The organism is Streptomyces sp. G45 (assembly GCF_049542095.1).
Taxonomy (GTDB): Bacteria; Actinomycetota; Actinomycetes; order Streptomycetales; family Streptomycetaceae; genus Streptomyces.
Genome location: NZ_JBMUZU010000001.1, coordinates 6822914 through 6842784, shown reverse-complemented (window position 1 = coordinate 6842784; position 19871 = coordinate 6822914). Strand labels below are relative to the sequence as shown.

General features: G+C 72.3%; 15 protein-coding genes and 1 pseudogene. 7 read left to right on the top strand and 9 right to left on the bottom strand.

Annotated features, from left to right (window positions below; all coding sequences use genetic code 11):
- The first annotated feature begins 92 nt into the window (after window positions 1-92).
- From ACOBQU_RS28915 to ACOBQU_RS28895, 5 genes are all read left to right on the top strand, one after another.
- Window positions 93-1421, top strand: a complete 1329-nt coding sequence (locus ACOBQU_RS28915) for a DUF2252 domain-containing protein (RefSeq protein WP_423630974.1) — start codon at window positions 93-95, stop codon at window positions 1419-1421.
- A 102-nt stretch (window positions 1422-1523) separates the two neighbouring features.
- Window positions 1524-2210 carry a hypothetical protein gene (locus tag ACOBQU_RS28910; protein ID WP_423630972.1) on the top strand — a complete coding sequence of 229 codons (687 nt, stop codon included), beginning with the start codon at window positions 1524-1526 and terminating at the stop codon, window positions 2208-2210.
- A gap of 42 nt (window positions 2211-2252) precedes the next feature.
- Window positions 2253-3071: a thioredoxin domain-containing protein gene (locus ACOBQU_RS28905; RefSeq protein WP_423630970.1), complete on the top strand. Its 819-nt coding sequence runs from the start codon at window positions 2253-2255 to the stop codon at window positions 3069-3071.
- Window positions 3072-3316: 245 nt separating this feature from the next.
- Entirely contained in the window at window positions 3317-4927 is a 1611-nt protein-coding gene (locus ACOBQU_RS28900; protein WP_423634772.1) for an alkaline phosphatase D family protein, read from the top strand.
- Window positions 4928-4960: 33 nt separating this feature from the next.
- On the top strand, window positions 4961-6571 hold the full coding sequence (locus tag ACOBQU_RS28895) for a serine/threonine-protein kinase (RefSeq protein ID WP_423630968.1): 1611 nt from the start codon (window positions 4961-4963) through the stop codon (window positions 6569-6571).
- A gap of 57 nt (window positions 6572-6628) precedes the next feature.
- Here ACOBQU_RS28895 and ACOBQU_RS28890 read toward each other — a convergent pair whose 3' ends face one another.
- Window positions 6629-7198 carry a dienelactone hydrolase family protein gene (locus ACOBQU_RS28890; protein ID WP_423630966.1) on the bottom strand — a complete coding sequence of 190 codons (570 nt, stop codon included), beginning with the start codon at window positions 7196-7198 and terminating at the stop codon, window positions 6629-6631.
- A 48-nt stretch (window positions 7199-7246) separates the two neighbouring features.
- Between ACOBQU_RS28890 and ACOBQU_RS28885 the strand changes: the two genes are divergently transcribed.
- Window positions 7247-8356 carry a mechanosensitive ion channel family protein gene (locus ACOBQU_RS28885; RefSeq protein WP_423630964.1) on the top strand — a complete coding sequence of 370 codons (1110 nt, stop codon included), beginning with the start codon at window positions 7247-7249 and terminating at the stop codon, window positions 8354-8356.
- A 25-nt stretch (window positions 8357-8381) separates the two neighbouring features.
- Here ACOBQU_RS28885 and ACOBQU_RS28880 read toward each other — a convergent pair whose 3' ends face one another.
- The 5 genes from ACOBQU_RS28880 to ACOBQU_RS28860 all read right to left on the bottom strand — a co-directional run bounded on the left by ACOBQU_RS28880 (window position 8382) and on the right by ACOBQU_RS28860 (window position 13506).
- Window positions 8382-9968, bottom strand: coding sequence for a Na+/H+ antiporter (locus ACOBQU_RS28880; RefSeq protein WP_423630962.1), 1587 nt, complete (start codon window positions 9966-9968; stop codon window positions 8382-8384).
- Window positions 9969-10190: 222 nt separating this feature from the next.
- Entirely contained in the window at window positions 10191-10670 is a 480-nt protein-coding gene (locus tag ACOBQU_RS28875) for a GNAT family N-acetyltransferase (protein ID WP_423630960.1), read from the bottom strand.
- Window positions 10667-11608: an RluA family pseudouridine synthase gene (locus ACOBQU_RS28870; protein ID WP_423630958.1), complete on the bottom strand. Its 942-nt coding sequence runs from the start codon at window positions 11606-11608 to the stop codon at window positions 10667-10669. Before ACOBQU_RS28870 ends, ACOBQU_RS28875 begins: the two co-directional genes overlap by 4 nt.
- Before the next feature lie 50 nt (window positions 11609-11658).
- On the bottom strand, window positions 11659-12243 hold the full coding sequence (gene lspA, locus ACOBQU_RS28865) for a signal peptidase II (RefSeq protein WP_423630956.1): 585 nt from the start codon (window positions 12241-12243) through the stop codon (window positions 11659-11661).
- A gap of 90 nt (window positions 12244-12333) precedes the next feature.
- On the bottom strand, window positions 12334-13506 hold the full coding sequence (locus ACOBQU_RS28860; protein WP_423630954.1) for a TraR/DksA family transcriptional regulator: 1173 nt from the start codon (window positions 13504-13506) through the stop codon (window positions 12334-12336).
- Window positions 13507-14338: 832 nt separating this feature from the next.
- Between ACOBQU_RS28860 and ileS the strand changes: the two genes are divergently transcribed.
- Complete coding sequence (gene ileS, locus ACOBQU_RS28855) at window positions 14339-17515, top strand: isoleucine--tRNA ligase (protein WP_423630952.1); 3177 nt, start codon at window positions 14339-14341, stop codon at window positions 17513-17515.
- A gap of 198 nt (window positions 17516-17713) precedes the next feature.
- On the opposite strand, the gene ACOBQU_RS28850 is transcribed toward ileS, so the two are convergent.
- From ACOBQU_RS28850 to ACOBQU_RS28840, 3 genes and pseudogenes are all read right to left on the bottom strand, one after another.
- A complete protein-coding gene (locus tag ACOBQU_RS28850; RefSeq protein ID WP_423630951.1) occupies window positions 17714-18802 on the bottom strand; it encodes a DivIVA domain-containing protein in 1089 nt (362 codons plus the stop codon).
- Window positions 18803-18857: 55 nt separating this feature from the next.
- Window positions 18858-19142, bottom strand: a complete 285-nt coding sequence (locus tag ACOBQU_RS28845) for a YggT family protein (RefSeq protein WP_423630949.1) — start codon at window positions 19140-19142, stop codon at window positions 18858-18860.
- Between the two features lie 78 nt (window positions 19143-19220).
- A pseudogene (locus tag ACOBQU_RS28840) lies at window positions 19221-19858 on the bottom strand (cell division protein SepF).
- Window positions 19859-19871: the final 13 nt, after the last annotated feature.

The window sequence follows — 19871 nt, the reverse complement described above, 5'->3', positions numbered from 1 at the left end:
GCGGGCACTCGGGAGTACGGTCGAGCGTTGGAAGCCACGGAGAGGGGGCGGCGACGGCCGCCCCGTGTTCAGGTACCAGGAGGCACCCCGCGATGTCGGTCCCCCAGCCCACCGCCGAGCAGCGCGGTGAGCAGATCCTCGCCGTCTTCGACACGGCCTTCGGCGAGCTGCTCGCCGCCGACCCCGCGGCCTTCCGGGTCAAGTTCCGGAAGATGGCGGCCTCCGCCTTCGCGTTCTACCGGGGCACGGCCTGCCTCTTCTACCACGACCTGGAGCGCGAGCTGCACACCGGCGCGTACGTGGACGACCGCACCGGCCGCGTCTGGATCCACGGCGACCTGCACGCCGAGAACTTCGGCACGTACATGGACGCCCAGGGCCGCCTGATCTTCAACGTGAACGACTTCGACGAGGCGTACGTCGGCCCCTTCACCTGGGACCTGAAGCGCTTCGCCGCCTCCCTCGCCCTGATCGGGTACACGAAGGCTCTGAGCGACGACCAGATCACCGACCTGGTGCGGACCTACGCTGCGGCCTACCGCGAGCGGATCCACGACCTGGCGACCGGCGCCAAGAGCGACGAGGTGCCGCCCTTCACGCTGGACACCGCGCAGGGCCCGCTCCTCGGGGCGCTGCGCGCCGCCCGCTCCCTGACCCGCTTCGCGCTGCTCGACTCGATGACGGAGATCCGGGACTTCGAGCGCCGCTTCGCCCCGGGCGGCGGCTCCATAGAGCTGGACGCGGCCACGCGGTACAAGGTCCTGGCCGCCTTCGACGGCTACCTGGAGACGCTCCCCGAGTCCTCCCTCACCCGCCCCGACTCCTACCGGGTCAAGGACGTCGTGGGCCGCCGCGGCATCGGCATCGGCTCGGCGGGCCTCCCGTCGTACAACATCCTCCTGGAGGGCAACAGCGACGCCCTGGAGAACGACGTCGTCATCTATCTGAAGCAGGCCCAGACCCCCGCCGTCTCGCGCCACGTCACGGACCCCGCGATCCGCGACTACTTCCAGCACGAGGGCCACCGCACGGTCATCTCGCAGCGCGCCCTCCAGGCGCACGCCGATCCCTGGCTCGGCTGGACCGAGCTGGACGGCGCGGGCCAGCTCGTCGCCGAGGTCTCGCCGTACGCGGTCGACCTGGACTGGTCGGACATCGACGACCCGGAGGAGATCGCCGCCGTGGTCGCCGACCTGGGCCGGGCCACGGCCACGATGCACGCGGCGGCCGACGACGAGAGCGGCCACTCGGACCTGGTGCCGTTCTCCACGGAGCGCGCCATCGACGCCGCGATCGCCGCCGACGAGGACGACTTCGGCGACCTGCTCGTGGACTTCGCGCACTCCTACGGGGCGCGGGCGCGCGCCGACCACCAGATCTTCGTCGACCTGTTCCGCAACGGCCGGATACCGGGGCTGTAGGGGACTGGTGCGGGGCCGCCCCCGCCGCCGGTGATTCTCATGGGATTCAAAGGGACCCTTCAGGGCTCTGACCCGGCGGCTCATGGCACACTCGCTTGCGCGATGGACATATCCGGGACCCCGATCAGAGTGGTGCGCGCGGCACTGTTCACGACGCTCGTCGTGCTGCTGTCCGCCGCGTCGCACATCCTGCTGTCCCGGGCCCCGCTGCCGCTGCCCACGTGCCTGGCCGTCACGGCCGCCGTGTACGCCGTCGCGTACGCCCTCGCGGGCCGCGAGCGCGGCTTCGGCAAGATCGCCGCCCTGCTCATCCCGCTGGAGCTGGCCGCCGACACGGTCTTCACCACCGGCCAGCACGTCTGCTACGGGCAGGCGGGCGGCCCCGTCGCCGGGCCGCTGCGCTCCGTCGGCTTCGACGTGCTGTGCGGCGGCGGGGACGTGGGCACCCCGCTGGCCCGCATGACGGGCGGCGAGCCCCAGGGCGCCGCCGCGCTGCTCGCCGACGCCGACCCGGCCGCGGCCTGGCTGCTGCTCGCCGCGCACGTGGGCGTCGGCCTGGTCGCCGCCGCCTGGCTGAGCCGCGGCGAGCGCGCCGTCGCCCAGCTGCTGCGCGCGGTGGCCGCCGCCACGTTCCGGCCGCTGCTCGTCGCCGTCGCCGCGGTGGCCGCCGCGGTCGCTCCGGAGCGGCGCCTCCCGCGGCCCGCGCGCCGCACCGCGGCGGTGCGGACGCGGCTGCTTGTGCACTGTGTGGGGCGGCGTGGACCGCCGCGCCGGGCCCGACTCGCCTGAGCACCCCACAGTCCACATCTGCCACACCCACGGAGAACAGTCATGAGCAAGCGCAACAGCCAGGCGGCGAAGCAGGCGGCCCGCGAGCGGATCCGCGCCCAGCAGGAGGCCGAGCGGCGCCGCGAGAAGCGCAAGAAGTCGTTCATCGTCGGCGGCGCCATCGTCGGCGTCCTGGCCATCGCGGGCGGCATCAGCTACGCCGTCGTACAGAACAACAAGCCCGGCTACTGGGAAGAGGCCAAGGACAACAAGCTGGTCAAGCCCGCCAACACGTCCGGCAAGGACGGCACGACCGTCGTCATCGGCAAGGCCGACGCCAAGAAGACCGTGAAGGTCTACGAGGACCCGCGCTGCCCGATCTGCGCCAGCTTCGAGCAGACCGTGGGCCCGACCGTCGAGAAGGACATCAAGGACGGCAAGTACAAGGTCCAGTTCGTCGGCGCCACGTTCATCGACCGGAACCTGCCGGGCGAGGGCTCCCGCAACGCGCTCAGCGCGCTCGGCGCCGCCCTGAACGTGTCGCCCGACGCCTTCCTCGCGTACAAGAAGGCCCTGTACTCGGCGGACAACCACCCGAGCGAGCAGGACGACAAGTTCAAGGACGACTCGTACCTGATCAAGATCGCCGACGAGGTGCCCGCGCTGAAGAAGAACGCGGGCTTCAAGAAGGCCGTCAAGGACGGCACGTACGACCGCTGGGCCCTGGAGATGTCGAAGACGTTCGACGACAACAAGGAGGACGTCCGCGGCACCCCGGCCTTCACCGTCGACGGCAAGCAGCTCACGGGCGCCGACGGCAAGAACGCGCCGATGTCGGTCGAGGACTACAACAAGGCGATCGACAAGGCCCTCAAGGGCTGACCGCCCCCGAGGGCGACCAGCCACCGAGGGCCGACCAGCCTCCAGGGGCTGACCGATCGCTGTCACGCAAGCGAAGTAGACGACTTGCGGAAGAGCGGGCGAACTTTTCGAAGCCGCCCGCTCTTCGCCGTTACTGGTCCGTAGGGTGCCTGTTCGTGACCAGTCGAATAGACAGCAACTCCCCCGCGCCCGCCGAGGGTTCCGGTGGTCCCCAGGCCCCGGCGCTCACCCCGCGCCGCCGCACCGTGGTCAAGGCCGCGGCGGCCACCGCGGCCCTCGCCGCACCCCTGGCGGCCGCCTCCCCGGCCCGCGCCGCCGAGGGCCCCGCCTTCCTGCACGGTGTCGCCTCCGGTGACCCGCTGCCCGACGGCGTCCTGCTGTGGACGCGCCTCACGCCGACCCCGGACGCGGTGCCGGGCTCCGGCAAGGGCCCGGACGTCACGGTCCGCTGGGAGGTCGCCGAGGACAAGGGCTTCACCCGGATCGTCAGCGGTGGCTCGACCACCGCGAAGGCCGGAAGCGACCACACCGTCAAGGCCGATGTAAGGGGCCTGCGCCCGGCGACGGCCTATTACTACCGCTTCTCCGTAGCGGGCGCCGCACCGGTGCACTCCCCCGTGGGCCGCACCCGCACCGCCCCCGCGCACGACGTCGCCGCGCCCGGCGTCCGCCTCGGCGTGGTGTCCTGCTCCAACTGGGAGGCGGGCTACTTCTCCGCCTACCGCCACCTCGCGGCCCGTACCGAACTCGACGCGGTCCTGCACCTCGGCGACTACCTGTACGAGTACGCGTCCGGCGGCTTCGCCTCCTCCGGCGACGTCGTGCGCGAGCACCGGCCGCGGCACGAGATCGTCACCCTCGCCGACTACCGCGTGCGGCACGGCGCCCACAAGACCGACCCGGACGCCCAGGCCATGCACGCCGCGCACCCGGTCATCGCGATCTGGGACGACCACGAGGTCGCCAACGACGCCTGGTCCGGCGGCGCGGAGAACCACCAGCCGGAGACCGAGGGCCCCTGGGCGGCCCGCGTGGCCGCCGCCAAGCAGGCCTACTTCGAGTGGATGCCGGTGCGCCCGTCCACCGAGGGCACCGTCTACCGCCGTCTGCGCTTCGGCAGGCTCGCCGATCTGCACCTGCTCGACCTGCGCTCCTTCCGCTCCCAGCAGGCCAAGCCCGGCAGCGGCGCCGTCGACTCCCCGGAGCGCACGATCACCGGGCGCGCCCAACTCGACTGGCTGAAGGCGGGCCTCGCCTCCTCCGACGCCTCCTGGAAGCTGGTCGGCACCTCGGTGATGATCTCGCCGGTGGCCTTCGGTTCGCTCCCGGCGTACCTGCTCGCGCCGCTCGCGGAGCTGCTGGGCCTGCCCAAGGAGGGCCTGGCCGTCAACACCGACCAGTGGGACGGCTACACGCACGACCGCAAGGAACTCATCGGGCACCTGCGGGACAAGGGCGTCAAGAACACCGTCTTCCTCACCGGCGACATCCACATGGCGTGGGCCAACGACGTGCCGGTGACGGCCGCCACGTACCCGTCGTCGCCGTCCGCCGCCACGGAGTTCGTCGTCACGTCGGTGACCTCCGACAACGTCGACGACTTCCTGAACGTGCCGCCGCAGACGGCGTCGCTGGTCGGCGTCGCCGCCGTCAAGGCCGCCAACCGCCATGTGAAGTGGCTCGACATGGACTCGCACGGCTACGGGGTCCTGGACGTGACCGCCGAGCGCGCGCAGATGGACTACTACGTGCTGTCCGACCGCACGGACCCCAGGGCGACGGCGGCGTGGACCCGTTCGTACCGGACGCTCAGCGGCACGCAGAAGGTGGAGCGGGCGCACGCGCCGGTGCGCTGACCGGCGGGCGCCGGACCACCTACCCTGTCGCCCATGAGCACGCAGGGGGATGTGGTCGACGGGCGCTTCGAGTTGCTCGAACGGCTGGGCAGCGGCGGCATGGGCACGGTGTGGCGGGCGCGCGACACCGTGCTGCACCGCGAGGTGGCCCTGAAGGAGGTGCGGCCACCGCGGGCGGACGGCGTCGGCGCGGACGTGCTGCGCGAGCGGGTGCTGCGCGAGGCCCGCGCGCTCGCCCGGCTCAACCACCCGCACGTGGTGACCATCCACCACATCGTCGACACCCCCGCCGAACCGCACCCCTGGCTGGTGATGGAGCTGCTGCCGGGCCGCACCCTCCAGGACCTCCTGGAGCAGCGCACGCTCACCCCTCAGGAGGCGGCGCGCACGGGCCGCGAGATCCTGTCGGCGCTGCGCGTCGCCCACGCCGCGGGCATCGCGCACCGCGACGTCAAGCCCGCCAACGTGCTCCTGCGGGAGCCGCCGGGCCCCGGCGCGGTCCCGCCCGCGGTCCTCACCGACTTCGGCATCGCCCGGCTCCAGGGCTCCACGCAGCTCACCGCCACCGGCGAGCTGATCGGCTCCCCCGAGTACATCGCTCCGGAGCGCGTCCGCGGCACCGGGGACGGCCCGGCCGCCGACCTGTGGTCGCTGGGGCTTGTGCTGTACGTCGCCGTGGAGGGCGTCAGTCCGCTGCGCCGGGCGTCCACGCTGGCCACGCTCGCGGCCGTGCTCGACGACCCGGTGCCGCCGCCGGTGCGCTCCGGGCCGCTCGCGCCGGTCCTGACGGCGCTGCTGGTGCGGGATCCGGCGCTGCGCCCGGACGCGGAGCGGCTCGACGCGACGCTGGCGGCGGTCGCCGAGGGGAGGCCACCCGTGCCACCCGAGCCGCCCGTGCCGCCCGAGCCGGTCGCGTACGTGCCGACGGTGACCGCGGCGCGGCCTGAGCCGCCCGCTCCCCCACCGACGCCGACTCCCTCACCGGAGCCCGCACTCTCGCCGGAGCCCGCGCCGCCGTCCGCCGCGCCCCGGCGGCGTACGCCCGTGCTCGTCGCGGCCCTCGCGGTGGTCCTCGCGCTGGTCGCGGGCGTCGCCCTCGCGCTCGCGCTGCGGGGCGGCGACGAGCCGGACGGCAAGGCGGGCGGCGACACACGGGAGACCGCCAGCGGCACGCGGCCCTCGCCCCGGCGCACGCCCTCGGAGCCGACCGCCACGCGGTCCACGCCGAAGCCGTCCCAGGAGCCCGCCACGCGGCGGCCGCCGTCGAAGACCCCGGAGACGACGCCCACGGGGAGGGGCCCGAAGCCCGGCTTCGGGCGCTGGATCGCCCAGCTCCACTCCGAGCCGGACTCGACGCCGCCCGCGGCGCGCGACCGCAAGCTCGCCGCCCTGCGCCAGCGGATCCCGGAGGCGCGGTATCTGCACAGCGACGACTACGCCTCGCTGCGGCCCGGCTTCTGGGTGTTCTACGCGCCGGGGCCGTTCGCCGACGGCCGGGCCGCCCTTGGGTTCTGCGCCGCGCACGGCCGCGCCTCGGGCGACTCCTGCCTGGGCCGCTTCCTCAGCGGCAGCGCCGCCGACATCGTGTTCCAGTGCAAGCCGCCCCTGAGCAGCCCCAGGGGACGCTGCACGGGGCGCCCCTAGGCCCCTTGGCCGTACGCCCCGTACGGCCCGTACGGGGCGTACGCCCCGTGCCGGGCGCTACAGGGTCTCCAGGAACCCGAGCGCCGTCCGCCACGTGGTCTCGGCCGCCTCGGCGTCGTAGTCGTCCAGGTCCGGGTCCGTGTACAGGTGCCCGGCCCCGGCGTACCGGTAGATCTCGACGTCCGCCCCGGCCCGGCCCATCTGGAGGTACCAGGCGCTCAGCCAGTCGTCCGTCTCGAACGGGTCGGGCTCGGCGACGTGCAGCTGCACCGGCAGCTCGTCCACGGAGGCGTTCTCCGCGATGTCGGACGTGCCGTGCAGGAGCAGCAGGCCGCGCGCCTTGGCGTCGCCGAGCGCGAGGGTCTGCGCGACCGAGGCGCCGAACGAGAAGCCCGCGTACACCAGGCCCCGCTCGGAGTAGGGCGCCGCGGCCAGGACCGCGCGCCGGAGCAGTTCGTCCCGGCCGAGCCCGTCCCGGTGGGCCATGCCCTCCTCGACGGTGTCGAAGACGCGGCCGTCGAAGAGGTCGGGGGTCCACACCTCGTGGCCCGCCTCGCGCAGCCGGTCGGCCGCCGCGCGCACCGCGGGCCGGAGCCCGTACGTCGAGTGGAAGAGCATGATGTTCATGGGGCCATCGTGCCATCCGCGGTCAGGGGCACCCCTACCCTCGGAGGCATGGAGAACGTCCTGCGCCCAGTGATCGTCGTCGGCGCCTCGGTCGTGCTCACCCTGGCCGTCGGCTGGATGGTGGACGCGGCGCTGCGCCGTGCCGACGCCCGGCAGCCCGAGCGCCCCCTGTGGGGGCTGCTGCGGCGCTGTCGGCTGCCCCTGCAAGTCGTGCTGTGCACCGCCCTGTTGCGAGGGTCGTACGAACGGGCCGAGATCGCCGTGGAGCACTCGGCGGGCATCGCCCGGTTGCTCACGCTGGTGCTCATCGGGTCGGTGGCCTGGCTCGCCGTGCGGATCTCGGCGGCCATAGTGGAGGCGTCGTACGCGCGCTACGCGGCCGCGCACCGGGACCCGGCCCGGGTGCGCCGCGTCCGTACGCAGGTGACGCTGATCCAGCGGGTGGTCACGGCCGTGATCGGCGTGGTGGCCGTCGCCGCGATGCTGCTGACGTTCCCCGCGATGCAGACCGCGGGGGCCTCGCTGCTGGCGTCGGCGGGCATCCTCGGCATCGTCGCGGGCGTCGCCGCGCAGTCCACGCTCGGCAACCTCTTCGCGGGGCTCCAGATCGCGTTCGGCGACATGGTGCGGATCGGCGACACGGTCGTGGTGGACGGCGAGTGGGGCACGGTCGAGGAGATCACGCTGACGTTCCTGGCCGTGCGCACCTGGGACGAGCGCCGGATCACCATGCCCGTGTCGTACTTCACGTCGAAGCCGTTCGAGAACTGGTCGCGCGGCGGCGCCCAGATGACCGGCACCGTCTTCTTCCACCTCGACCACACCGCGCCGGTCGCCGCGATGCGCGAGAAGCTGCACGAGGTCGTGCGCGACTGCGCCGCCTGGGACGGCCGGGACTGGGGCCTGGCCGTCACGGACACCACGCCGAACACGATCCTGGTGCGGGCGCTCGTCACCGCCAAGGACGCCGACGACATCTGGACGGTCCGGGTCACGGTCCGCGAGCAGCTGGTGGCCTGGCTCGCCGAGCACCATCCGTACGCGCTGCCGCGGGTCAACACCGCCTGGGCGGAGCTGCCGCCGGACGGCGAGCGGCCGTCGCCACCGGCGCCGCCGACGGCTCCGACGCCGCCGCTGCCGCGCACGGGCCGGGGCTGAGCCCCCGGGTCCCGCGCGGCGGGCGTCAGCGCAGGCTGCGTACGTCGAGGTGGTGCAGGACGCGGTCGACGACCTCCGGGTCCGAGCCGGGTTCGCTGCGGGCGGCGAGGACGGCGTGCCGGGCGGCCGACATCATCTCGCGCTGGATGCGCTGGACCGCCTTGAAGCGGTCGACGCGTTTGGCGTACCGCTCGCGCCGCTCCTCGTCGACGATGTCCGGGCTGATCCGGGCGCCGATGTCGAAGGCGCCGCGCAGCAGCCGTTCGGAGATCTCCTCGGGCAGTTCCTCGACCTCCTCGATCTCCTTCAGGCGGGCCTTGGCGGCCTTGGCGGCGCGCAGGGCGAGGTCGCGCTCCAGGTCGCGCTCGGCGTCGGTGTCCGCGCGCACCCCGAGCCGCTTCACCAGCCACGGCAGGGTGAGCCCCTGCGCCACCAGCGTCGCCATGATCACACAGAAGGCGATGAAGACGACCTCGTCGCGGCCGGGGAACGGCGCCCCGTCGTCGGTCTTCAGCGGGATGGCGAGGGCCAGCGCCACGGAGGCCACGCCGCGCATCCCGGACCACCACATGACCACGGTCTCGCGCCACGACATGGGGATCTCCTCGTCGTAGTCGCGCCGCTTGTGCAGCCGCTTGGCGAGCCAGGTCGCGGGCAGCAGCCAAAGGAGTCGTACTCCGACGACGACCGCCACGACCGCCGCGCCCCAGCCGAGCATCCGCCACTCGCGGCCCTCGGCCGTGCCGAAGACGTTGTGCAGTTCGAGCCCGATCAGGCCGAAGGCGACTCCGGTGACGAGGGTGTCGACGATCTGCCAGAAGGACTGGCCGGTGATCCGGCCGAGCACGTCGTCGGCGTCGACGGCCCGCTCGGCGAGGTAGAGGGCGGTGGTCAGGACGGCGAGGACGCCGGAGCCGTGCAGTTCCTCGGCGAGGACGTACGAGACAAACGGCACGAGCAGGGTCAGGCCGGTCTGGAGGGTGGCGTCGGCGAGCAGGCCCATGAGCTTGTTGGAGAGCCAGCCGATGGCGAACCCCACGGCGACGGCGACCACCGCGGACAGCACGAGCTGGCCCACGGCCGACGGCCAGGAGAAGGTGCCGCTGACGGCGGCGGCGATGGCCACGTGGTAGAGCACGATCGCGGTGACGTCGTTGAACAGGCCCTCGCCCTCCAGGATCGACACCAGGCGGCGCGGCAGGCCGAGCGAACCGGCGACGGCGGTGGCGGCCACCGGGTCGGGCGGGGCGACCAGGGCGCCGAGCGCGAGCGCGGCGGCGAGCGGCAGGCCCGGCACGACCGCGTGGGCGACGGCGGCGACGGCCGCCGTGGTGACGAAGACCAGGGCCACGGCGAGCAGCAGGATGGGCCGGATGTTGGCGGTGAACTGCCGCCAGGAGGTGCGCTGCACGGCGGCGTAGAGCAGCGGCGGCAGGACCAGCGGAAGGATGAACTCCGGCGGGATGTCGACGTTCGGTACGAAGTCCAGGAAGGCCAGGACGATGCCGCCGAGGGTCATGAGGACCGGCGCGGGCAGCCCGAGCCGGTCCCCTATGGGCACGGTCACGACGGCACCGAGCAACAGCACGAGCAGCAGCGCCAGTTGATCCATGGAGGTACTCCGGGGGCCGAGGCGTGGGCGATCAGGACCCCAACCTTGCCATGGAACGGAAAAAAACATGGCAAACCACCCACCAGCGGGATGCGGCCATACGGCACGGGGAGCGCCCCGAAGGGGCGCGGGGAACTGCGCGACCAGCCACAACGCGCCCGCGGCCGAACAAGCACAGCGCGGCACCACGAACGAGCACAGCGCGGCACCACCGGCGAAGCGCTAGCGCAGCGCCTTCCGCATCGCCCGGTGCGGAATCCCGGCATCCGGGAACTCCGCCCCGTACGCCTCGTACCCCAACCGCTCGTAGAAGCCCAGCGCGTGCGTCTGCGCGTGCAGGTCGACGGCGGTGAGCCCCCGCTCACGGGCCGCGTCCTCGATGGCCCGCACCAGCGCCGCCCCCGCCCCGAGCCCCCGCGCGGACCGCAGGACGGCGAGGCGCCCCAGGGCGCCCACGCCCGCGTCCCCGCCGTTCTTGACGGCCGCCGCCTCGCCCGTGAGCAGCCGCCCGGTCCCGATGGGCGCCCCGTCGCCGCGGCGCACCGCGAGGACGTGCACGGCGACCGCGTCGTACTCGTCGTACTCCAGTTCCTCAGGGACGCCCTGCTCGGCGACGAAGACCTCCTTGCGCACGGCGAAGCACGCGTCGAGGTCCGCCCGCCCTTCCGCGACCCGGCAGGTCACGGCGTCCGCGGCGGTCACGCGCTCTCCGCCCGGACCCGGTCGAGGGCGCGCTGGAGGTCTTCGGGGTAGGCGCTCTCGTACTCCACCCACTGGCCGTCGCCGGGGTGCTCGAAGCCGAGGCGCACCGCGTGCAGCCACTGGCGGGTGAGGCCGAGGCGCTTGGCGAGCGTGGGGTCCGCGCCGTACGTCAGATCGCCCACGCAGGGGTGCCGGTGGGCCGACATGTGGACGCGGATCTGATGGGTGCGGCCCGTCTCCAGCTTGATGTCGAGCAGGGAGGCGGAGCGGAAGGCCTCCATCAGGTCGTAGTGCGTGACGGAGGGCTTGCCGTCGGCGGTGACCGCCCACTTGTAGTCGTGGTTCGGGTGGCGGCCGATGGGGGCGTCGATGGTGCCGCTCAGGGGGTCGGGGTGGCCCTGGACCAGCGCGTTGTACCGCTTGTCGACCGTGCGCTCCTTGAACTGGCGCTTCAGTGACGTGTACGCCCGCTCCGACTTGGCGACGACCATCAGGCCGGAGGTGCCGACGTCCAGGCGGTGCACGATGCCCTGGCGCTCGGCGGCGCCGGAGGTCGAGACGCGGTACCCGGCGGCGGCGAGGCCGCCGATCACCGTGGTGCCGGTCCAGCCGGGGCTCGGGTGGGCGGCGACACCGATGGGCTTGACGATCACCACGATGTCGTCGTCGTCGTGCACGATCTCCATGCCCTCGACCGGCTCGGCGACGACCTGCACCGGCGCGGGCGCCTGCGGCATCTCCACCTCCAGCCAGGCACCGCCGTGCACGCGCTCGGACTTGCCCGCCACCGACCCGTCGACCAGCACCTTTCCGGCGGCCGCCAGCTCGGCGGCCTTCGTACGGGAGAAGCCGAACATGCGCGAGATGGCGGCGTCGACGCGCTCGCCCTCCAAGCCGTCGGGCACGGGCAGGGTACGGATCTCGGGAATCGTGCTCACCCCACGAGTATGCAGGAGGGGTACGACACCCGGAGACCTCGGGAGACCCGTCAGTCCTTGTGCACGGTCCCGTCCGGGTCGAGGCCCCGGAAGGAGAGCAGCACGATCAGGATGCCGCCGCACACGATCGCCGAGTCCGCGAGGTTGAACACCGCGAAGCCCTTGGGCGCGATGAAGTCGACCACGGCGCCCTTGAAGACGCCGGGCGAGCGGAACAGCCGGTCGGTGAGGTTGCCGAGCGCACCGCCGAGGAGCAGGCCGAGCGCGATCGCCCAGGGCAGGCTGTAGAGCTTCCGGGCGAGCCGGGCGATCACCACGATCACGGCCGCGGCGATCACCGTGAACATGATCGTGTACGCCTCGCCCATGCCGAAGGCGGCGCCGCGGTTCCGGATCGCGTTGAAGCGCAGCAGGTCGCCGATGACGTCGACGGGCTCGTGGTGCTCCAGCTTGGCCACCACGATCATCTTGCTGACCAGGTCCAGGGCGTACGCGAACAGGGCCACCCCGAACAGCACGGCGATCTTGCGCCTGCCCCTGGGCTTCCGCTCGCCGTCGGCCTCCTGTCCGCCGTCGGCGCCGTGCTCTGCCTCGGGGATGTCCGGCGTACCGATGATGCGCTCCGCCTCTGCCACGTGAGTCCCTCGACTAGGTACCTGACTGGGACGAGGGTACGGCACACACGTACGGGCCCAGGTGTACGGGCCCGCGCGTACCGGCCCCGGTCAGGACCGCCGCTCCTGCTTCTGCTTGCACTCCACGCACAGGGTCGCGCGCGGGAACGCCTGCATCCGGGCCTTGCCGATCGGGTTGCCGCAGTTCTCGCACAGCCCGTAGGTGCCCGCGTCCAGGCGCTCCAGGGCGCGTTCGGTCTGCTCCAGCATCTCCCGGGCGTTCGCGGCGAGCGCCATCTCGTGCTCCCGGGTGATGTTCTTCGTCCCCGTGTCCGCCTGGTCGTCGCCCGCGCCGTCCCCGGAGTCCCGCATCAGGCCCGCGAGGGAGGTCTCGGACGCCTCGATCTCGGTGCGCAGCCGCATCGCCTCGGCCATCAGCTCGGTCCTGGCGTCGGCGACCTCGGCCGGGGTCCACGGGTCCTCGCCGGGGCGCACCGCCAGCTCGCCGGGCGCCGCGGCGGCGCGTGCCTTCGGTACCGCCCCCGGCTTGTGCGTCGCCTGTGCCGTCACCGTGCCCGGAGTCTTCTTCGCAACCACTGTCGTGGCTCCCGTCGTCTCCGCGGCCAAAGCCGCATCCTCGGCCGCGGACGCGGCCGTCTTCTTGGCCGTGCGCTTCCGGGCCCCTGGGCCCTTCGCGGCGGTCTCCGTCGCCTTCTTGGACGCGCCACGCCCGCTGGTCGCCTCCGCTTCGGCGGGGGAAGCCGCCGTCTTTTCCGCCCCGCGCGCCCCACCCGCCCCCTCGGCCGCCTCCTCACTCGGGAGCCCCGCCTCCTCGGGGGCCTCGCTGCTCGGGGGGTGCGCCTTCGCGGGGGCGGCCTTCGCGGGGGCGGCCTTCTTGGAGGGGGTCTTCTTGGGGGCCGCCTTCTTGGGGGCGGTGTCCTTGGCGGCCGCCTTCTCGGAAGCGGCCTTCATAGGGGCGGTGTCCTTGGCGGCCGCCTTCTTGGGGGCTGTCTCAGTGGCCGCGGCCCTCTTGGTCGCGGCCTTCGTGGTCGCGGTCTTGGCCGCCGTCGTCTTCGTAGTGCTGGCCTTCTTCGTAGTGCCGGTCTTCACGGTGCCGGTCTTCGCGGTGCCGGTCTTGGTGGCCGCAGACTTCGTAGGCGCGGCCTTCGCAGCCGTGGTCTTCGTGGACGCGGCCGCGGAGGCCTTCGCGGGCTTGGCCGACGCCGCCTTCCCCGTGGCCGCCTTCTGGCCCACCGCCTTCTTCGGAGCGGCCTTCTTGGTCACCGCAGCCTTGGCCGGGGCCCCGGTGGCGGACTTGGCCGCCGTCTTCTGGGGCCGCCCCCGGCACCCGCAGCGGCGGACGCGCCCGCGCGTACGGTCTTCACCGCTCGGGCCGCCTTGCCGCCGCCGGTTCCCCGGGCCGCCCCGTCGGCCTCCGCTCCTGTGGATCTGCTGGACACCGACTGCTGTACGGCGGTCTTCTTCGCCACCATGCCCGCGGCCCCTTCACATATTGTGATCTTGCTCGCGAATCGTGCTGGGACGATAAATCGACTCCAAGCCCGCGGCAACGGGGCACACCGCCCGATTCGCCCGCCCCGCGGGTGCCGCGCGACGAGCCTTCAAGCGTTGTGCCCAGCTCTTCGCCGCGTAATCCGCCGCCCGGGGCGCACCGGGACGCGTGGGCGTGCGTCTGGCCATTCGGGTCAGTACGGCGCCCGCGCCCGCACCTCCCCCGGGACCCGCCCCGGCCGGGCCCCGGTCCGCCGAAAACCGGTCGGCACCCCTCGCCCGGGCGCCGTACACTGGCCGGAGCGAAAAGCGTGGATGGGGACGAGTAGCGGCGTACGCAGCCAGGAGCGACCCGGGGACGGTGTGAGCCCGGGGGCGAGCGCGACGTGAAGATCACCCCGGAGCCGCCGGAAGAAAGCCGCAGCCCAGCGCCGCAAGGACCGGGCCCAGGCGAGTAGAACCGGCATCGCGACCCCAATGAGGGGGCCGTCACAGGTGCCACCGGCACCACGGCGGCCAAGGAGGGTGGTACCGCGGGAGCGCAGGCACAGGGCTCTCGTCCCTCCGACGGAACGGAACGCACGTCCGCCGGAGGAAGCGCGATATGACGCCGCCGCAGTACCGCCAGGTGCCAGCCCAGGTCGACCTGCCCGCCCTAGAGCACGCCGTGCTCGACTTCTGGCGCGAGCAGAAGATCTTCGCCAAGAGCCTGGAGCAGTCCGAGGGCCGCCCCGAGTGGGTGTTCTACGAGGGCCCGCCCACCGCCAACGGCATGCCGGGCGCCCACCACATCGAGGCCCGCGTCTTCAAGGACGTCTTCCCCCGCTTCCGCACCATGCGCGGGTACCACGTCGCCCGCAAGGCGGGCTGGGACTGCCACGGCCTGCCCGTGGAGCTGGCCGTGGAGAAGGAGCTGGGCTTCTCCGGCAAGAAGGACATCGAGGCGTACGGCATCGCCGAGTTCAACGCCAAGTGCCGCGAGTCGGTGACCCGGCACACGGACGCCTTCGCCGAGCTGACGACCCGCATGGGCTACTGGGTCGACCTCGACGACGCCTACCGCACCATGAACCCGGAGTACGTGGACTCCGTCTGGTGGTCCCTGAAGGAGATCTTCAAGAAGGACCTCCTGGTCCAGGACCACCGCGTCGCCCCCTGGTGCCCCCGCTGCGGCACCGGCCTGTCCGACCACGAGCTGGCCCAGGGCTACGAGACGGTCGTCGACCCCTCCGTCTACGTCCGCTTCCCCCTCACCGGCGGCCCCCTCGCGGGCGAGGCCGCCCTCCTGGTGTGGACGACCACCCCGTGGACGCTGGTGTCCAACACGGCGGTCGCCGCCCACCCGGACGTCACCTACGTAGTGGCGACCGACGGCAAGGAGAAGCTGGTCGTCGCCGAGCCCCTGGTGGAGAAGGCCCTCGGCGAGGGCTGGCAGACCACGGGCCAGACCTTCACCGGCGCCGAGATGGAGCGCTGGACGTACCAGCGCCCCTTCGAGCTGGTCGAGTTCCCGAGCGCCAGCGAGGGAACCGATGAGCACAGCCCGGCCCCCGCCCACTACGTCGTCAACGCCGAGTACGTGACCACGGAGGACGGCACCGGCCTCGTCCACCAGTCCCCCGCCTTCGGTGAGGACGACCTCAAGGTCTGCCGGTCGTACGGCCTGCCGGTGGTGAACCCCGTCCGCCCGGACGGCACCTTCGAAGAGGACGTCCCGCTGGTCGGCGGCGAGTTCTTCAAGAAGGCGGACGAAAAGCTCACCGCGGACCTCGACGCCCGCGGCCTGCTCTTCAAGCACATCGCCTACGAGCACAGCTACCCGCACTGCTGGCGCTGCCACACGGCACTCCTCTACTACGCCCAGCCGTCGTGGTACATCCGCACCACGGCCATCAAGGACCGCCTCCTCGAAGAGAACGAGAAGACCAACTGGTTCCCGGAGTCGGTCAAGCACGGCCGCTTCGGCGACTGGCTGACCAACAACGTCGACTGGGCCCTGTCCCGCAACCGCTACTGGGGCACCCCGCTGCCCATCTGGCGCTGCGAGGAGGGCCACCTGACCTGCGTCGGCTCCCGCGCCGAACTCACCGAGCTGACCGGCACCGACCAGTCCGGCCTCGACCCGCACCGCCCCTTCATCGACGACGTCACCTTCCCCTGCACCCACGAGGGCTGCTCCCTGGAAGCGGTGCGCGTCCCCGAGGTCATCGACGCCTGGTACGACTCGGGCTCGATGCCGTTCGCACAGTGGGGCTACCCGTACAAGAACAAGGAACTGTTCGAGTCCCGCTACCCGGCGCAGTTCATCTCCGAGGCCATCGACCAGACCCGCGGCTGGTTCTACACGCTGATGGCCATCGGCACCCTCGTGTTCGACAAGTCGAGCTACGAGAACGTCGTCTGCCTCGGCCACATCCTCGCCGAGGACGGCCGCAAGATGTCCAAACACCTGGGCAACATCCTCCAGCCCATCCCGCTGATGGACCAGCACGGCGCCGACGCCGTGCGCTGGTTCATGGCCGCGGGCGGCTCCCCCTGGGCCGCGCGCCGCGTCGGCCACGGCACCATCCAGGAAGTCGTCCGCAAGACCCTCCTGACGTACTGGAACACGGTCGCCTTCCAGGCGCTGTACGCCCGTACGTCGAAGTGGGCCCCGTCCGACGCCGACCCGGCGCCCGCCGACCGGCCGCTCCTGGACCGCTGGCTGCTCGGCGAACTGCACGCGCTCACCGACCAGGTGACGCAGGCCATGGACGCCTACGACACCCAGCGCGCGGGCAAGCTCCTGTCCGCGTTCGTCGACAACCTCTCCAACTGGTACGTACGCCGCTCGCGCCGCCGCTTCTGGCAGGGCGACAAGGCCGCGCTGCGCACCCTGCACGAGGTCATCGAGACGGTCACGCGCCTGATGGCCCCGCTCACGCCGTTCATCACCGAACGCGTGTGGCAGGACCTCATCGTGCCCGTCACCCCGGACGCCCCGGAGTCGGTGCACCTGGCGACCTGGCCCGAGGCCGACCTGTCGGCGGTCGACCCCGAGCTGTCCCGGCAGATGGCCCTGGTCCGCCGCCTGGTGGAGCTGGGCCGCGCCTCGCGCGCCGAGTCGGGCGTCAAGACCCGCCAGCCGCTGTCCCGCGCGCTGGTCGCGGCGACCGGCTTCGAGACGCTGGGCGACGAGTTGCGCGCCCAGATCGCCGAGGAGCTGAACGTCTCCTCGCTGGCCTCGCTCTCCGAAGTCGGCGGCTCGCTGGTCGACACCACCGCGAAGGCCAACTTCCGCGCCCTGGGCAAGCGGTTCGGCAAGGGCGTGCAGGCCGTGGCCAAGGCGGTCGCGGAGGCCGACGCGGCCGCGCTGTCCCTCGCGCTGCGTGAAGGCACGGCCTCGGTCGAGGTCGACGGCGAGACCGTCAGCCTCGCCCCGGACGAGGTCATCATCACCGAAACGCCGCGCGAGGGCTGGTCGGTGGCGTCCGACTCCGGCGCCACGGTCGCCCTCGACCTGGAGCTGACGGACGAGCTGCGCCGCGCGGGCCTGGCCCGCGACGCGATCCGGCTGATCCAGGAGGCCCGCAAGAACAGCGGCCTGGACGTCGCCGACCGCATCGCGCTGCGCTGGGCGTCGCCGGACGACGCCACGGTCAGGGCGCTCACGGAGCACGCTTCGCTGATCGCCGAGGAGGTCCTGGCCGTGGACTTCGCCTCCGGTGAGGGAGACGACACCTACGGGGAGGCGTTCAAGGACGAGTCCCTGAACCTGACGTTCCGCCTCCGCAAGGCGTAGCGGCAACGACGAAGGCCCGGTCCCGCCAGTCACCTCGGCGGGACCGGGCCTTCTGCTCTTCCTGCCCGCTCCCCACTGTGCCCACATCCCTGCTGTGCCCACAGCGGCGAGCAACCGGCAGCGCGAAAGGGCGGAGCCCCCGGTGGTCCGGGGGCTCCGCCCTGTGCTTCGCCGACGCCTATGGCGTGGTGGTGGCCGTCAGTTGTCGTCCTCGTCGATGAGGAAGCCGCGCATCGGGGACGGCGCCTGCTGCATCGGCTGCGGGCCCTGCGGCCGCACCGGCGCCATCGGCTGCGTCATCGCCGGGGACATCTGCTGCTGACCGCCGTACGACGGGCCGCCCGCGGGCTGGCTGTTGCCGCCCATCGACTGGTTGCCCCCGTAGGACGGGGCACCCGCGCCCGCCGGGGCCATCGAAGGCGCCGGGGACGGCGGCAGGGAGGCGGTCGCCGGGGTCCGCGGCGGGGCCAGCGAGTCGTCGGCCTGGGTCTCCAGCTGGCGCAGCTGCGACTCCAGGTAGGACTTCAGCCGCGTGCGGTACTCGCGCTCGAAGCCGCGCAGGTCCTCGACCTTGCGCTCAAGGGTGGCGCGGGCGGACTCCAGGGAGCCCATCGCGACACGGTGCTTTTCCTGCGCGTCCCGCTCCAGGGCATCGGCCTTGGCGCGGGCGTCCCGCTCCAGGCCCTCGGCGCGCGAACGGGCCTCGCCCACGATCTTGTTGGCCTCGGAACGGGCCTCGGCGATCGCCTGGTCGGCGGTCTGCTGCGCGAGCGAAAGCACACGGGCGGCGCTGTCGCCGCCGGGACCCTGGCCGGGCTGCGGCAGCTGCGGGCCATGGCCGCCCATCGGACCGCCCATGGGGCCGCCCATCGGACCCTGACCCATCGGGCCGGGACCCTGCGGGCCGCCCTGCGGACCGTGGCCACCGGGACCGGCGGGCAGCTGCGGGGCACCACCGGGAAGCTGGGGCGGACCACCCATCGGGTGCTGCTGCCCCGGCGGGACCGGCTGCGGACCAGATATCGCGGCGGGCACGGGCGCGCCGGGCCGCTGGTCCTGCGGCGGACCGTCGGGGCCCTTGCGCATCCCGCCCTGCTGCTGGTTCTGCGCGGCGGCACGCGTGGCGGCGGCCAGCTTCGCGCGCAGGTCCTCGTTCTCGCGGAGCAGGCGGGTCAGTTCGGCTTCGACCTCATCGAGGAAGGCATCGACCTCGTCCTCGTCATAGCCTTCTCGGAGGCGGACGGTCGTGAACTGCTTGTTCCGCACGTCCTCGGGGGTCAACGGCATCTCTTCACCTCAACGTAGTCGTCGGCATTCGGCAAGACCGTAATTGACATCGCGCTCACAGCCGGCTCACGACGGAGATCAGGATGTAGACGATGATCATCAGTACGAAGAAGGACAGGTCGAGCGCCACGCCCCCGAGACGCAGCGGCGGGATGAACCGCCGCAGAAGCTTGAGCGGTGGATCGGTGACAGTGTAGGTGGCCTCCAGAACGACCACCATCGCCTTGCCGGGTTGCCATGAGCGGGCGAACTGGAAGACGTAGTCCATGACCAGCCGGAAGATCAGCAGGATGAGGAAGCACATCAGCGCGATGTAGATCACTTGCAAGACCACGCCCATGTTCGCGTTTCCCTCTCCCCTGCTGCTTGTCGCGACCGCGTTGTGTCGGTCCGGTTCCGCTGTCTACCGCACTGCGTCTCAGCTCTGGTTGAAGAACCCGCCCTCTGCGATGCGGGCCTTGTCCTCCGCCGTGACATCGACGTTAGCAGGCGACAACAGGAACACCTTCTGCGTCACTCGCTCGATACTGCCATGCAGTCCGAAGACAAGACCGGCCGCAAAGTCGACAAGTCGCTTCGCGTCCGTGTCATCCATCTCGGTCAAGTTCATGATCACCGGGGTGCCCTCGCGGAAGTGTTCCCCGATGGTACGGGCTTCGTTGTAGGTCCGGGGTGAAGCGTGGTGATGCGGTAGGGCTCACGCTCGGACACGACCTTGGGCATGATCACCGGTGCGTTCTTCTCCAGGCTCTGACGTTCAGGTGTGATAGATGCCACGGGGGCGATTCTCGCCGGTCGTCCCGTTTCGGCGGGGAGAGGGGCGGGCCGTGGCGCCGGTTCGCGCTGCGCCGGAGGCTGCACCACTCGTACCGGTTCGTCCCTTTCGATCTCCCGCTCCGGGAGGTGGGACTGGTGCGGCGGCTCGTGCCGCCGACGGTCGCGCTCGGGCTCCGGCTCGGGCTCGAAATCGTCATCGGGGTCGAATCCCCGGCCGTCGTAACCGTCGTCCTCCACGAGGCCGAGGTAGACCGCCATCTTGCGCATCGCGCCGGCCATGCTCTGAGTCCTC